The sequence below is a fragment of the Megalodesulfovibrio gigas DSM 1382 = ATCC 19364 genome, from assembly GCF_000468495.1.
Lineage (GTDB): Bacteria > Desulfobacterota > Desulfovibrionia > Desulfovibrionales > Desulfovibrionaceae > Megalodesulfovibrio > Megalodesulfovibrio gigas.
This window is the reverse complement of the sequence record NC_022444.1, coordinates 3094833-3109755: the sequence shown is the minus strand read 5'-3', so window position 1 is coordinate 3109755 and position 14923 is coordinate 3094833. Positions and strand designations below refer to the sequence as shown.

Annotated in this window: 12 protein-coding genes; 5 read left to right on the top strand and 7 right to left on the bottom strand. The window is 66.4% G+C overall.

The window, feature by feature from the left end; translation table 11 throughout:
* Positions 1 to 2: 2 nt before the first annotated feature.
* On the bottom strand, positions 3 to 2183 hold the full coding sequence (locus tag DGI_RS13665) for a GumC family protein (protein WP_021761730.1): 2181 nt from the start codon (positions 2181 to 2183) through the stop codon (positions 3 to 5).
* A gap of 4 nt (positions 2184 to 2187) precedes the next feature.
* The gene (locus DGI_RS13660) at positions 2188 to 3054 is read right to left on the bottom strand and encodes a polysaccharide biosynthesis/export family protein (RefSeq protein ID WP_158407336.1); all 867 of its coding nucleotides are present in this window, start codon (positions 3052 to 3054) and stop codon (positions 2188 to 2190) included.
* 114 nt (positions 3055 to 3168) lie between these two features.
* Here DGI_RS13660 and DGI_RS19285 point away from each other — a divergent pair, with 114 nt between their 5' ends.
* Positions 3169 to 5697 (top strand): B12-binding domain-containing radical SAM protein, encoded by a 2529-nt coding sequence (locus tag DGI_RS19285; RefSeq protein ID WP_021761728.1) that lies wholly within the window; start codon positions 3169 to 3171, stop codon positions 5695 to 5697.
* Positions 5698 to 5760: 63 nt separating this feature from the next.
* On the opposite strand, the gene DGI_RS13650 is transcribed toward DGI_RS19285, so the two are convergent.
* Together DGI_RS13650 and DGI_RS13645 are read right to left on the bottom strand one after the other, a co-directional pair.
* Complete coding sequence (locus DGI_RS13650; RefSeq protein ID WP_021761727.1) at positions 5761 to 6117, bottom strand: EF-hand domain-containing protein; 357 nt, start codon at positions 6115 to 6117, stop codon at positions 5761 to 5763.
* A 116-nt stretch (positions 6118 to 6233) separates the two neighbouring features.
* The gene (locus tag DGI_RS13645) at positions 6234 to 6521 is read right to left on the bottom strand and encodes an EF-hand domain-containing protein (protein ID WP_021761726.1); all 288 of its coding nucleotides are present in this window, start codon (positions 6519 to 6521) and stop codon (positions 6234 to 6236) included.
* 117 nt (positions 6522 to 6638) lie between these two features.
* Between DGI_RS13645 and DGI_RS13640 the strand changes: the two genes are divergently transcribed.
* From DGI_RS13640 to DGI_RS13625, 4 genes are read left to right on the top strand one after another with little or no spacing between them, the layout of a single operon-like run.
* Positions 6639 to 7871 (top strand): efflux RND transporter periplasmic adaptor subunit, encoded by a 1233-nt coding sequence (locus DGI_RS13640; RefSeq protein ID WP_021761725.1) that lies wholly within the window; start codon positions 6639 to 6641, stop codon positions 7869 to 7871.
* A gap of 2 nt (positions 7872 to 7873) precedes the next feature.
* The gene (locus DGI_RS13635) at positions 7874 to 8620 is read left to right on the top strand and encodes an ABC transporter ATP-binding protein (protein ID WP_021761724.1); all 747 of its coding nucleotides are present in this window, start codon (positions 7874 to 7876) and stop codon (positions 8618 to 8620) included.
* Positions 8592 to 9749 carry an ABC transporter permease gene (locus DGI_RS13630; RefSeq protein ID WP_021761723.1) on the top strand — a complete coding sequence of 386 codons (1158 nt, stop codon included), beginning with the start codon at positions 8592 to 8594 and terminating at the stop codon, positions 9747 to 9749. Before DGI_RS13635 ends, DGI_RS13630 begins: the two co-directional genes overlap by 29 nt.
* Positions 9749 to 10915 (top strand): ABC transporter permease, encoded by a 1167-nt coding sequence (locus tag DGI_RS13625; RefSeq protein WP_021761722.1) that lies wholly within the window; start codon positions 9749 to 9751, stop codon positions 10913 to 10915. The genes DGI_RS13630 and DGI_RS13625 overlap by 1 nt, the downstream gene beginning before the upstream one ends.
* A 10-nt stretch (positions 10916 to 10925) precedes the next feature.
* Here the strand turns inward: DGI_RS13625 and DGI_RS13620 are convergent, their stop codons facing one another.
* The 3 genes from DGI_RS13620 to DGI_RS13610 are packed head-to-tail and all read right to left on the bottom strand — an operon-like array spanning position 10926 to position 14910.
* A complete protein-coding gene (locus DGI_RS13620) occupies positions 10926 to 11996 on the bottom strand; it encodes a protein-tyrosine phosphatase family protein (RefSeq protein WP_021761721.1) in 1071 nt (356 codons plus the stop codon).
* Between the two features lie 2 nt (positions 11997 to 11998).
* Entirely contained in the window at positions 11999 to 14536 is a 2538-nt protein-coding gene (locus DGI_RS13615; RefSeq protein ID WP_034606990.1) for a PEP/pyruvate-binding domain-containing protein, read from the bottom strand.
* Between the two features lie 14 nt (positions 14537 to 14550).
* Positions 14551 to 14910, bottom strand: a complete 360-nt coding sequence (locus tag DGI_RS13610) for a response regulator (RefSeq protein WP_021761719.1) — start codon at positions 14908 to 14910, stop codon at positions 14551 to 14553.
* Positions 14911 to 14923: the final 13 nt, after the last annotated feature.

Genomic DNA, 14923 nt, shown 5'->3' with positions numbered 1-14923 from the left:
AATCAGGCGCGTTTCCACTGCAGTTGGGGGAATGCTTTCCATCCTGATTCCTGAATCAGCACCACGCCCTGCACGGTGCCTCCCGCCTGTCGCACGCCGGCAGCCGCGTTGGACAAGGCCTCGCGGTGGGTCACGCCCTGGGAGGCCACCAGCACCACGGTATTCAGCACGGACACGATGCGCAGGCCGTCGGCATTGGTCGCCAGGGCAGGCAGCAGGCACACGGTGCGGTCCACCTGTGCGGCGAGGGAGTTCAACAGCGGCTCCAGTGCGCGTTTGGAAAGGACGGTTCCCTGGAGCAGATCCGCCCGTCCGGCGGCCAGCAGCCGGGCCTGCTCAAAGGGCAGGGGCTGCAGACAGGCCTGCGCCGTCGCCTTGCCGGCCAGCACTTCCGCCACGCCGGGGGATCGGGCCACGCCGAACAGGGCATCCAGATGCGGGGTGCGCAGACACAGATCCACCAGCAGGGTGCGGTGGCGTTCCTCGGTCTGCATCTGGCCCAGATGCGCCACGGCCAGGGCGGTGGCGGGCTCATCATTCAGCGGCAGCAGGCCGATGCGGCGGGGGACAGGATTTCCGGATTCCAGGGTGGCGGCCAGGGCGGAAAGCGCCTCGCGCTGCGGATGCCCCGCAGGCCGGCTGGCAAAGGCGCCCTGCCGCGTGCCGGATCCCGCCGGCAGCACGGCCAGACACGGTGCGCCGGCGGCTGTGGCTGCATCGTCCGGCCGCAGCACGGCAGGATCCAGGTATTCCCGTAAAAATGTGCCGACAAGGGAGAAAAATCCCGCCAGAAAGATGGCCAGGGCCACATGCAGCATCAGGTTCGGCTGCTTGTAATCGGTAATATCCGGGGGGATGCTGGCGGCTTCCACCAGCCGCAGGTTGGAAACAGCCAGGGAGCGGGCCGTGTCCACCTGATAGTTGATGTCCATCAGTGTCTGAAGATACTGCTCTGCGCGGCGATATTGAAGACTGAGCAAGGCATAGTTGGTCTGCATGGCCGGGAAGCGCAGCAGCTTCTGGTTCAGGCTGGCCAGCACCTGATCATACGCCTGCTGCTGCATCTCCGCCCCGGCAGTGTCGGCAGCGTATTGGGAGGCGCGTTGCGCGAGTTCGGTGAAGAGCGGGTCCAGGGCAAGGGTGACGTCACCGAAGATCCTGGCGGCTTCTTCTTGAATAATTTCTTTGGCTTGCTTGATGCGGTTTTGGATGTCCACCACCTGGGGGTGCTGTTCGGTGTAACGGGTGCGGGTGTTGGCCAGCTCCAGGTACAGGTCGCGCAGGGTGAGTTTGACCGAATCCACCACCGGGTTGCGTTCCATCTGCTCCTGGGATTTGGAGTACTGCGGCGTGGCAGCCAGCAGACGCCGGGTTTCGGCCAGCATGGCGCGATATTGTTCCGCCTGCACGCCGGCTTCGTCTCGTTCGCTGGCCACGGAGGAAATCAGGCCGATAAGCCGCAGGATTTCTTCATCCAGGCTGATGGAGGCGTGCTTTTCGCGGAAGTCTTGCAGCCCCTTGAGGGTCCGCTCATATTCCGCCTTGGCCAGGGGGATGCGGGCCTCAATGGAGTCGGCAAAGCGGTAGAACTCCTCGCGCTGCAGTTCCACATCGCGGTCGATGAATGCCTTGGCCACGGTGTTGGCGATGCGCACGGACTCGGCCATGTCTGTGGCCTGCACCGTGATGGTGAATATGTCCGCGTCCTGATCCTCGGAAATATCCACATACGGCCTGGGGAAGAAGAATTGCAGGATGCTCTTCTTGCCCAGTTCGTCCCATTGCAGGGGCTTGGTGGCGTTGAGCAGGCCATCCAGCCCCAGCTTGGGCAGGAGCCAGGTGGCGCCGGGGATCATGCGCGGCAGCAGGGACCGGGCCCGCACGCGCTGCAGCTCCAGTTCCTGGGTCACGGCCTGCAGCACGGGTGCGGACTGGGCGATCAGCTTGTAGTTGGCCACTTCGGCGTCGGACACCGTTTCCGGCATGGTGGACGAGCGCAGGCCCAGGGAGCTGAGCAGGGTGCTTGCCGAGGGAGATTTGTACGCCAGGACCTTGGAGGTGGCCACGTACCGGGGCACTACAAGGAGCGTGAGCAGCAAGATGCCCAGGAACACCCCCAGTGCAATGCCGCCGCACAGCCGCCGCCGCCGCCACAGAATTTCGAGAAGCTGTCTGAGTTCCACGTGGTTATTGCGTAGGCGTGATTACGCCGCCCTGGTTGCTGAGGTTTTCGCCGGCGACGTTGTTCAGGTTGCCGGAGCTGCTGGTGTAATCCGGCGGCTGGCCGTCGTAGACGTCGATCAGGGCGTCGCGGACCTGGGGAATGAAGATGATGGCGCGTTCCGCCGAGGCGATGGCCTCCAGGATGTTGCGCAGCCGGGTCATGAAGCGTTCCACATTGGCCAGGGTGGTAGGCGGCACGAACACCAGGTCGCCGGGGGCCAGGTAGCCGGAGAAGTTGAAGGGTTTGTCCTTTTCCACGTTGGCGAGCTTCATGTCCGCCACCAGGAGCTGCATTTCCCCCCGGCCCTGGGCGCCGCGGATGATCAGCACGTTGCCCTCGCTGGCGTCGCGGGTGAAGCCGCCGCACCGGGAGATGGCCTCCCACAGCGTGACGTCATGATTCAGGACCACCGGCCCTTCGGCCGTCACTTCGCCGTAGACATAGGCCGTGCGGAAGGCAGATTGCATCAGCTCCACCATGAGCTGGGGATTCACCAGATACACAGCCAGGCGGGAGCGCATTTCGTCGCGCAGCTGGCCGATGGTCTTGCCGGAGGCCTGGACCTTGCCGATCAGGGGAAAATCGAAGCCGCCGGTTTCGTCCACCTGCGGTTCCAGGGTCAGGTCGTCATGCCGCCAGACATGCACGGAGAGCTTGTCGCCGTAGGCCAGGGGGCCGGCATGCACGGCGTTTCGGGTGGCGTTTATGGAACTTCCCGCCGACACAGGGGAAAGAGACACGGGATCCTTGGGGCCGCCGCAGCCTGGACACAGCAACGCCGCGATCCAGAATAGCGCAAGCAGCAAGACAGGACGAAGATACAAGGTCATGATGGCGCCAGGCTGAAGGTTGATTGCTCCCATGCGGTTGCATGCGGGCCTGTGCTCTTGTAGAAGCTTTATTTTCCCATGGCAAGACAACTCCTTAGACAGGCCGGCCCAATCATGCACATTCTTGTTCTAAACCCCCCGTATTTTCCCAAATTTTCCAGGCCGCAGCGCAGTCCGGCCGTCACCAAGTCCGGTACGCTGTATTATCCCATCTGGTTGGCGTATGCCGCCGGCGTGCTGGAAGAAGCCGGGTTCGACGTCACCTTCCAGGACGCGCCGGCTGCCGGCCTGTCCCTGGATGCCGTGCTGGACCGCGCCCGCATTGAACAGCCGTTGCTCATGATTCTGGACAGCTCCACCCCCTCCATCGCCAACGACCTGGAGGCCGCCCGGCAGCTCAAGGCCGTCGTGCCCCAGGCCATCGTGGTCATGGTGGGGGTGCATGTGTCTGCCCTGCCGGAGGAAACCCTGCGGCAGGCTCCCTGGGTGGATGCCGTGGCCCGCCGCGAATACGAATACACCGTGCTGGAGCTGGCCCGGGCCGTGCGCCAGGCCGGCGGCCGGCCGCCGGCGACCGTGCTGCAGGACATCCAGGGCCTGACCTTCCGTGCCGAGTCCGAGAGCGAGGACATCCGCGCCGCCGCCGACCGGCCCTTCCTTGACGATCTGGACGTCTTGCCCTTTGTGAGCCGCGTGTATCGTCGGCATCTGCGGCTGGAAGACTATTTCAACCCCAACGGGCTGCATCCCATGGTCACCCTGACCACCAGCCGGGGCTGCCCGTTCCGGTGCAGTTTCTGCGTGTATCCGCAGACCCTCACCGGCCATGTTGTGCGCATTCGCAGCATCGCCAACGTGCTGGATGAGGTGGAGGAGATTTTGCGGGAATGCCCGCAGGTGCGGTCCATCTTTTTCGAGGATGATACCCTCACCGCCAACCGCGCCCGCAGCCTGGAGTTCGCCCAGGTCATCCAGGACCGCGGGTTGCAGTTCACCTGGTCCGCCAACGCCCGCATGGATCTGGACCTGGAGACCATGCGCGCCCTCAAGGCCGCAGGCTGTCGCATGCTCTGCGTGGGCTTCGAATCCGGCGTGCCGGCCACCCTGGCCTGCATGCGCAAGGGCCTGGGTGCGGACCGGGCAAGACGCTTCATGGCCGATGCACGAGCCGCCGGCCTGCGCATCCACGGCTGCTTCATCATCGGCTTCCCCGGCGAGGACCGTGCCGCCGTGGAACAGACCATCCGTCTGGCCCTTGATCTGGACCCGGACACGGCGCAGTTCTACCCGGTGATGGTCTATCCCGGTACGCAAGCCTACGCCATGTATCAGGAAAAGGGGTGGATCACCACGGTGGACTTCTCGGCCTGGCTGACGCCGCAGGGGCTGCACAACTGCGTCACCCGCAACGAGCACTTCGGCCCCGAGGAGCTGGTGGCCCTGTGCGATCAGGCCCGCCGGCGTTTCTATTTCCGTCCCAAATTCCTGCTCCGCAAGGCCTGGGAGGCGCTGAAGGATCCTGATGAACGCCACCGCAGTGTCAAGGCGGGCCGGGTGTTTGTGAAGCACCTGCTCTTCGGGTCCGGTGCCGGCGCGCCCCCGGCCTGCGCCGAGTCCCTGCCGGCCCTGGAGCCGCAGGAACCCGGTCTGGCGGCCTCGGTGGTCATCCCGGCGTACAATGCCGCCGGGACCCTGCCGCACACCCTGCGCAGTCTGGTGCGGCAGAATCAGTCGCGAAAATCCTATGAAATCATTGTGGTGGATGATGGTTCCACCGACGATACCGCCGCCTGCTGCCGCTCCTGGGTGGATGATGGCAGCGTGCGCTGGCTGCAGCATCCCGACGGGCGCAACCACGGGCCGGCCGCGGCGCGCAATCTGGGTGGCCAGTACGCCCGGGGCGCGGTGGTGGTCTTTACCGATGCGGATTGCCGGCCCGGGCCGGATTTTCTGGTCAATATCCTGAAAAAATTCGAGGACCCCACCGTGGACGGCGTCCAGGGCGCCTACCGCACCCTGCAGCGGCAGCTCACGGCGCGGTTTGCCCAGGCCGAATTCGAGTCCCGCTATGCCCTGCACGAGGACGGCGGCCCCGTGGATCTGGTGGCCACCTACGCCGCGGCCTTCCGGCGGTCCGTCTTCCTGGAGTCCGGTGGGTTCGATGTCTCCTATCCAACTGCCAACAATGAGGATACGGAGTTCTCCTACCGCCTGCTGGCCGCGGGTCGACGGCTGGTGTTCGCGCCGCGGGCTGTGGTCCAGCATCTGCACCCAGCCAGCCTGGGGCGCTACTGCCGCACCAAGTTTTGGCGGGCGTACTGGCGGGTGAGGGTCTACCGGCGCTATCCGGACAAGGCCGTCTCGGACCGCTACACATCCAAGGCCGTGAAATTCCAGACCCTGGCCGCCATGCTCGGCTGGGCCATCCTGCCCCTGGCGGTGTGCTGGCCGGGATTGTTCCGGGTGGAGGCGTTGCTGGCGGCGGGCATTGCGGCCTCGGCCCTGCCCTGGACGGGAAGACTGCTGCGGCAGGATGTCGTCCTGGCCCTGGCCGTGCCGGGGTTCGTGCTGGCGAGGGCAGCGGCCCTGGCCGCGGGCTCCTGGTGGGGGCTGGCGACAGGCTGGCGACGCCGGAAGGCGTGATCGACCTCGCAGCAACGGGGAGAGCCGCCGCAGGCGATTCTCCCCGTTACGCTGTAAGGTTGCCTACTGGACGGTTTTGTTGCCGTCGGGGGCGCAGTCGGGGCTTTCGGCCGGCTGGCCGTGCTTGCCCATGGCCTTGGCGTGGGAATCCTTGAAGGCGTCCCATTCCTGGGGGGAGATGCCGCCGTCGCCGTCGGTGTCGATCATCTTGAAGGCGGCATCCTTGTTGTCCGGATGCGTGCTGCCGCGCATCATGGTCGCGAACTCGTCCCGGGAGAGGCTGCCGTCCTTGTCTGCGTCGAGATGATCAAAGCCGATCATCCCGCCATGGGGGCTGCCGTGCGGGCCGGCGGCCATGCCGGCATAGGCCGGGGATGCGGCCAGGAGCAGGAAGCAGCAGAGCAGGCGAAGGGTTTTCATGTTGGATGGCTCCTTTGTGCGTGATGGAGTGGACCGGCGGCCCTGGTCGAGGGTGCCGAGTCATCAGACAGCATAAGGCGGACAGGGGAGAGGGTCAATGCGGCGGGGCGAAAATCTCAGGGCCGCGGCACGGTGTCGTCCTTCTCGCCCTGGCCGCGGTGGCAGGGCATGTAATCCTCGTCGTGCACGGTCATGAAGGCGTCCCATTCCTCGCGGGTCAGGCGGCCGTCCCGGTTTGTGTCCATGCGGGCGTGGGGATCCCCGGCCCTGGTCGGCGGCGGTTGCGGATGGCGGATGGCTTCCAGATGCTGCAGCAGGGCCTCCCGGGTCTGATATTCCGGTGGCTGCTGCAGTTGTCCATGGATCAGTACCAGTGCAATAACGCCTGAGATGACTGCAATCATGGCCACGCCGTACCGCGTGTGCGGTGCAGGCGTCAAATGACATTTTCATGTGCACTGCATCGTTTAAAGCGAAACAAATACTTTGCAAGGCGATGAATGCCTGCTACAGTGCCGGCCATGGCTTCTTCCACTGTCACTGCGGTATCAACCTCCAAGGATCTGGCCTCCCTGCGCATTCAGCGCGATGGCCGGGGGCTGCGTCGTCGTCGTCGCATCCCCTGGGGGCTGCTGTTTCTGTTGGTCTGTCTGGGGGCCGGCGCGGCCTGGTGGTTCTGGCCCCGGCCGCCCCTGGTGCGCCTGGGCACGGTGGCCCTGACGCATCCTTCCCAGACCCTGGCCGCCCTCACCGCCAGCGGCTACATGGTGGCGGATCGCAAGTCTTCCGTGGCCGCCAAGATCACTTCACAGCTGGTCTGGCTGGGGGTGGAGGAGGGCCAATTGGTGCGCCAGGGCGACATCCTGGCCCGCCTGGAAGCCGAGGACCTTGCCGCCGCCCACGCTGCGGCCCTGGCCGAGGTGGTGGCCGCCGAAGCCCGTCTGAAGCAGTTGGAGGCCGAACTTCTGGACACGGAACGTCAGGAGCGCCGTCTGCAGGCCCTGGTGCGCACGGGGGCCATTGCCCAATCCGAATACGATGCCGCCGAGACCCGCCGTGACGTGGCCCGGGCGGCCATTTTTCAGGTTTCCAAGCAGGTCCTGGCTGCCAAGGCCGCCGCGGAACGCGCCCGGGTGGACCAGGGCTATGCCACCCTGCGTGCGCCGTTTGACGCCGTGGTGCTCACCAAGAATGCCGACGTGGGCGACATCCTCACTCCCCTGGGCGCGGCGGCCAGCGCCCGGGCCTCGGTGGTCACGCTGGCGGATCTGACCTCCCTGCAGGCCGAGGTGGACGTGAGCGAGTCGCAGATCGGCAAGGTGGCGGCGGGCATGCCCTGCGAGATTGAGCTGGATGCCCTGCCCGGCGAGCGCTTTCCCGGCGTGGTGCATATGATCGTCCCCACGGCAGACCGCACCAAGGCCACCATCCTGGTCAAGGTCCGCTTCAATCATCTGGATCCGCGGGTGCTGCCGGACATGAGCGTGCGCGTGTCCTTTCTTTCCCGGGCTCTGGCTCCCGGCGAGGAAACACCCCGCCTCACGGCGCCGGCCGAGGCCCTGGTGTGGCGTCAGGAGCGCGCGCACGTGCTGCGGTATGCAAACGGCACGCTGGAGCAGGTGGCCGTGCAGCCGGGCGAGGCCTTCGGCGGGCTCACCGCCATTGCCGGCGAACTGGCCGCGGGGCAGAAAGTGGTGCTTTCTCCCGCGGAGGAACTGGCCGGCGGCATGCCCGTCCGGGTGCAGGAAGACTGACCATGGCGGAACCCCTGCTGCGCATCCGCAACCTGGCCAAGCACTACCGCCGCGGCGAGCAGGATATTCCCGTGCTCACGGACATCACCCTGGACATCATGCCCGGGGATTTCCTGGCCCTGATGGGGCCGTCGGGGTCGGGCAAGTCCACGCTGCTGAACTGCATCGCCGGCATCGATCAGGCCGACGCCGGAGAGATTGTGTTCCGTGGCGAGGATCTGACGCAATACTCCGAATCCGAGCTGGCCGCCTGGCGTTCGCACCATGTGGGCTTCATCTTTCAGTTTTACAACCTCATTCCCGTGCTCACGGCCCAGGAGAACGTGGAATTGCCGCTGCTGCTCACGGATCTTTCCGCCAGGGAACGGCGCGCGCACGCCGTGGCGGCCCTGTCCGCCGTGGGGCTGGCCGACCGGCTGGACCATTATCCCGGCCAGCTCTCTGGCGGGCAGCAGCAGCGCGTGGCCATCGCCCGGGCCGTGGCTGCGGATCCCGATCTGCTGGTGGCCGACGAACCCACCGGCGACCTGGACCGCGCCTCCGCCGAAGAGGTGCTGACCCTCATGGAGCGGCTCAACACGGAACTGGGCAAGACCATCGTCATGGTCACCCACGATCCCAGGGCCGCGGAGCGCGCCCGCAAGCTCATCCATCTGGACAAGGGTGAATTGTGGATCGATGCCAACGGCTCGCCGTACAATGTCCCGGGAGGCGACGGCCATGCTGCTCCTCAAGCTCCTGGTCCGTAACGCCTTCCGCCACCGGCTGCGCGCCGCGCTCACCGTGGTCGGCGTGGCTGTGGCCATCCTGGCCTTCGGGCTCTTGCGCACGGTCATCGATACCTGGCACGCCGGTGTGGAAGCTGCGGCGGCCAACCGGCTGGTCACGCGAAACGCCATCAGCCTGGTCTTTCCCCTGCCGCTTTCCCAGCGAGACAAGATCCACAATGTGGAGAACGTCAGCGCCGTATCCTACGGCAACTGGTTTGGCGGCATCTACGTGGACGAGAAGAACTTCTTTGCCAATTTTTGCGTGGAGCCGGTCACGTATCTGTCAATCTATCCGGAATTTCTGGTGCCCGAGGCGCAGCGGCTGGCCTTTTTCAAGGATCGCAAGGCTGCCTTGGTGGGCCGCAAGCTCATGGACCGCTTCGGCTGGAAACTGGGGGACACCATCACCCTGCGCGGGACCATCTATCCCGGCGACTGGCCCCTGACCATCCGCGCCGTGTACGAGGGCGCGCACAGCACCGTGGACGAAACGCAGTTGCTGTTCCACTGGGCGTACCTGGACGAAACGCTCAAGCGGGAGCAGTCTGCCAGGGCCGGGGAGGTGGGGTTCTACATGATCCAGATCCGGGACGAAACCCGCGCTGCGGCCACGGCCCAGGCCATCGACGCCCTGTTCAAGAACTCCCGCGCCGAAACCCTCACCGAGACGGAAAAGGCCTTCACCCAGGGATTTCTGGCCATGAGCGAAGCCATTCTGGTGGCCATCCGCATCGTGTCGTACGTGGTCATCGTCATCATCCTGGCCGTGGCCGCCAACACCATGGCCATGAGCGCCCGGGAACGCACGGCGGAATATGCGGCCATGAAGACCGTGGGCTTCGGCGGCGGCACCCTCGGGCTGCTCATCATGGGGGAATCCCTGGTCCTGGCCGCGGCCGGCACAGGGCTGGGGCTGGCCGGCATTCCGCCGGGCGCGCAGGCTTTCGGGCATTTTCTGTCGGATTATTTCCCTTTTGTGGAGGTGAAGGTCCAGACGTTCCAGCTCGGGGCCGTGCTGGGGCTGCTGGTGGGACTGCTGGCGGGCATCTTTCCGGCCATCTCGACGGCGCGGTTGCGCATTGCCGAGGGGTTGCGGAGGCTGGGCTGATGGCCGTCCCCCTGTCCTATTCCTGGCGCAATCTGGCCCGACGCCGGCTGACCACGGCTCTTACCGCCGGCGGCATGGCCCTGGTGGTATTTGTGTTTGCCGCCACGCTGATGCTGGCCGAGGGCCTGCGGCAGACCCTGGTGGCCACGGGCTCGCCGCACAACGCCATCCTGCTGCGCAAGGGCGCGGAAACCGAGGTGCAAAGCGGCATCGAACGCTGGGCCGCGGGCATTGTGCGGACCAGTCCGGAAATCGCCCCTGGTCAGGACGGCCTGCCCCTGGTGGCCCGGGAACTGCTGGTGCTCATCGGCCTGCCCAAGAAGCGCACCGGGGTGGTGGCCAACGTGCCCGTGCGCGGGGTGGAACCGGCGTCCCTGGGGCTTCGTCCGGAATTCCGCCTGCTGCGGGGCCGGTTGCCGCGGCCGGGGTCCACGGAAGTGCTGCTCGGCATGGCCGTGGCACGAGGCTTTGCCGAGGTGGATCTGGGGCAGGCCCTGCAGTTTGCCCAGGCACGCTGGCCTGTGGTCGGCGTGTTCGATGTGGCCGGCTCGGGCTTCGGGTCGGAAGTGTGGGGGGATGTGGAGGTGCTGATGCAGGCCTTCCGACGGCAGGCCTTCTCCACGGTGGTGCTGCGGCTGCGCGACGATGCCGCGCTGGAGTCGTTGCAGGTCCGCCTGGCTGCGGATCCGCGGCTGCAGGTGGACGTGTTCCGCGAGACGGCCTTCTACGAAAAACAGTCCGAGATGATGGCCACCTTTCTGCGGGTGCTGGGGGTGTCCCTCACGGCCATTTTTTCGCTGGGCGCGATGATCGGGGCCATGATCACCATGTATTCCGCCGTGGCCACGCGCATTGCGGAAATCGGGGCCCTGCGCGCCCTGGGCTTCGGGAGGGGATCGATTCTGCTGGCCTTTCTGCTGGAAGCGCTGCTGCTGGGGCTGCTGGGCGGGGCGGTGGGGGTGCTGGCGGCGTCGGCGCTCACGCAGTTCACCTTCTCCACCACCAATTTTCAGACCTTTTCGGAGCTGGCCTTCACCTTTCGCCTCACACCGGGCATTGCCGGCCTGTGCCTGGGCTTCGCGGCGTTCATGGGGGTGGCCGGAGGGCTGCTGCCGGCGGTGCGGGCGGCGCGGCTGTCCATCGTGGAGGCCCTGCGCGGGGCGTGAGGGTGGCCGGCTACCCCTGCATGGCCAGACGGAGCTGGTGGAAGAAGCGCTGGACGTAGCGGCCGGAGACCACCTCCGCAATGGAGAAGGTCAGGGGCGATTCCGGCAGAAACGAGCCGGAGAGGGCCAGAAAGGTCTGGCTGGAGAGCTGGGCCAGGGTGGGGGAGATGTGCCGCCAGAGCGCATCCGCAGCATCCGCGGGCATGCCGTAAGTGCGGCATTGCAGGGGCCGCATGTAGAAGAGCAGGCAGCGGCCGTCCTCCAGCAGGGGGCAGGGGAAGGCCATGTCCGCCAGACAGCTTTCTCCCTGGACGATTTGGGCATCCTGCGTCTGGGCCTGACGGGCAAGCCGCTCCTGGCGGGAGGCCTGGGTGGCGCGTTCGATGAGGGCCTGGCGCTTCTCGCTGGTTAGTTCCTGGTTGATCACGGTGGCCAGATCCACGGCCTCGATGAACGTCAGTTGCACGGGCCGGCTGCAGCAGCGGGCATGTTCGCGGCCGCACCGAGGCAGGGCAGCGCAGGCGGCGGCAATGGCGGCCTCGACCTCGGCGGCCAGATTTTCGTAATCGTGGATGAAGGGATGCAGATCCACCAGCCGTTTGAACTCCAGCCGCGGCTCGCGGATGGTCAGCTTGCCGGCAACCTTGCCGTAGCGCTTGACGGCCCGCCACTGGCAGAAGTTGGTGGGCTTGCTGCGCAGCTTGGCCAGCACGCGATCCGCCAGCTTGTAGCCCAGGCCGCGGCGCAGCAGGTAGGCATTGAGCACGGTGCCGGTGCGGCCGATGCCGTGGCGGCAGTGGATGTAGACCTTCTTGCCCAGATAGATGGCCTCGTCCAGCCAGGAGAGGGCCTGTTCCAGGGCGGTCATGTCCGGGGCTTCTTCGTCGGGGATGGGGAGGTGATGGACCTCGAACCCGTGATCGCGCTCGATGTCGTGCAGGTCGCAGAACTCGTCGCACAGGTTGAGGATGGCGGAAATGCCCTCGTCGTGCAGGCGGGCCAGTTGCACGTAGGAGAGGGGTGCCGCGCCCACGGCCAGCTGGTCCGAGACCCACATGAGCGGCGATTCCCGGCCGGCCACGGCTAGTGTTCCTGCTCGGCGGCCATGGCGTCCAGGAACTCCCGGGCCTGGGCGTGGGCCTGCTCGGGGGTGTCCAGGGCCATGTCCATGAGCCGGGTGGTGGCCAGCAACCGACCCAGCACCACCAGCCGGCGGCGCAGGGTGTTGCAGTCCACCCCGGCCAGACGGGCCTCGAACAAATCTCCCATGGTCTTGATGGAAAACCCTTGCGCCTCCAGTACGTGGCGGAGGAAATCCAGCCGCAGCAGCCGTTGGTGATACTGCCCGCCGCCGCCCTTGAAGCGCACGGCCACATGGTTTTTTTCCCCACCCTGCACGCACAGGGCGTCCACCACACAGAAATGATAGCCGAAGCGCAGCATCAGATGGGCGTAGGCATCATCAATGACGGCGAAGCTGGCCAGCAGTCTGTCGTCCAGCAGCAGCCCGCCGCTGTGGCGGTCCAGGGATTCCCAGTCGGCCATGGGCAGGGAGGCGGCCGGCAGGGGCACGCTGGACATGCCCCACCACAGCGCCCACATGGGGGTGGAGGTGATGTCGTCCGGGACAATCTCGGCCTTGTCCCGCGCGCCGGCAAAGAGGCCGCCGCCCAGGTCCAGCACGTACATGCTCATGGGCAGGCGGGTCTGGAGCTTCTTGGCCCGGGCCATGCCGCGGGCAGACTTGCCCAGCAGGGAGAACATTTCCTGCACCGCGGTTTCGTGGGCAAAGCGGACCACATCGTGCACGGAGCGGCAGCTTTCCGGCCGGAACTGGGGGGAGGTGGGGTCCGTGAGGGAGAGGGTGGCCACATGCGGCAGGAGCTTGCCCAGGCGGGAGTGCGCCGCCGCCACCAGGGACTTGCGCGGCAGCCGGGCAGCCTCCACCACGGCCTGGATGCAGCCGGGAAAGACGTGGCCGTGCACGGCGTCCAGGGTGATTTCTTCGCCTTCCCGGAGCAGGGAAAACACGCGGTCGCCACCCACCACCACCGGCAGGCCGAATTCCCGGGCCACGGAGGCAAAATGAGAGGCCCGGCTGCCCCGCAGGCTGATCACCCCGGCCACCTGGCCCATGATCTGCACCAGGGAGGGCGGCATGGATTCCGTGATCAGGATGCAGCCGGCCGGCGCACTGCGGATGGCCGCCTCGGTGCGGGCGTGCACCACCGGGCCACAGGCGCCGCCAGGGGAGACGGACACGCCGCCGGACAGCAGGGGATCCGGCAGATGTTCGGGCAGATGTTCGGGCAGATGCTCGGGCAGATGCCCGGGGATATGCTCAGGCAGCTGCTCTGCAGCAAAGGCGGCGGGCGTGGCCGTCTGGCCTTGCTGCATGGGCCGGGTTTGCAAAATCCATGGCGCACCGGCCCGGTCCACGGCCCATTCCACATCCTGCGGGCTGCCGAAGAACTGCTCCAGTTGCCAGGCCATGCGGGCCAGACGGCGCACGGTCTCGTCGGGCAGACCGGCAAAGCCGGGCGGCCGCTGCAGGATGGCCGGGGGATGCGCCGGCGGCGCGCCGGGATCGATGCAGAACACCCCGGGAGACAGTCGGCCGCTGACGAGATTCTCCCCCAGCCCCGGCACGGCGTACAGGGCCATCATGCCGCACAGGCTGGCGGAGCGGTCCGCATCGCGGGTGTAGCAGACGCCGGCATAGGCAGCGTCCACCATGGGCATGACCAGTACGGCCATGGGCGTTTCCAGGTCCGACAGGCCGGTAAGAATGCGGTAGGTCAGGGCCCGGGGGGAATACTTGCCCATGACCACGGTGCGCCAGGCCTCGGGCAGATCCTCGGGGACCACGTCCAGGAGGCTGTCGTACTGCCCGGCGAAGGAATTGGCCGCATCCTCGGCCACGGCGCTGGAGCGCACGGCCAGGCGGGCGGCCGGGGTGGGCAGGCTGGCGCGGGCCTGGGCCAGCTCCTGCAGGATGGCCGGGGGAATCTCGGCCTCGCGCACCAGGGCCTGCAAGGTGGCGCTGGCGCGCTCCAGGCCCTCGGGATCGTCCAGCCGCAGGGTGCGCAGTTGTTCGTCCAGGGCTTCGCGCAGGTTGTTGGCTTCCAGAAAATAATGAAAGGCGCTGGCGGCGATGACGAAGCCCTGGGGCATGGGCATGTCCGGAAGCTGGCGGGCCTGCACCAGATTGGCGGCCTTGCCGCCCAGCTGGGCCGGCGGGGCCTTGGGGTCCAGGGGCAGCACAAAGGGCGGGGCGGCTTCGGGTGGGGCGATGTCCACCGCCATTTCCAGATAGAAGGCGATCTTCTGGAAATATTCCATCAAGGCAACGCCCTTGGTGGGCGAGAGGGAGGTCAGGGCGGAGACGAGTTTGCGGCCGAGGTCCTCCAGCTCGTGCACCAGATACACCACGCGGGTCCAGTCCACGGCGCGGCGGCCGTAGTGGATGTCTTCCAGCTCGGTGATGCGCTCCAGGCAGGTTTCGTCCAGGGCCAGCAGCTCGCGAAACGCCTCGTACCGGACCCGCAGCAGCGTCCCCGGCGCAAAGACCTGATAGGTCCAGTGTTTCAGTAGTTCCTTGTTCAGCACGGGGACCTGCATACCACGGCTGGGGCTTACTTGGCGAGCACCTCTTCCACCTTGAATTCGAGCTCGTCCTTGTCGATGGGTTTCACGCAGTATTCGTCCGCGCCCAGGCGCACGCTTTCGCGCGCCGTTTCCAGGGTGGGATAGCCTGTGAGCATGATGACCTTGATGCCGGCGTCGATCTTTTTCAGCTCGTCCAGCACTTCCACGCCAGTCATCTTCTTGAGTTTGATGTCCAGGATGGCCAGCTGCGGCCGGTGTTTGGCGGCAAAGGCCAGGGCTTCTTCCTCTTCGGTAAAGCTGGTCACGGCGTGGCCCTTGCGCTCCAGGATGCGCTTGATGAGCACGCCGGCGTCGGCCACGTCGTCCAGCACGATGATGTTTGCCATGGGGGTCCTTGTG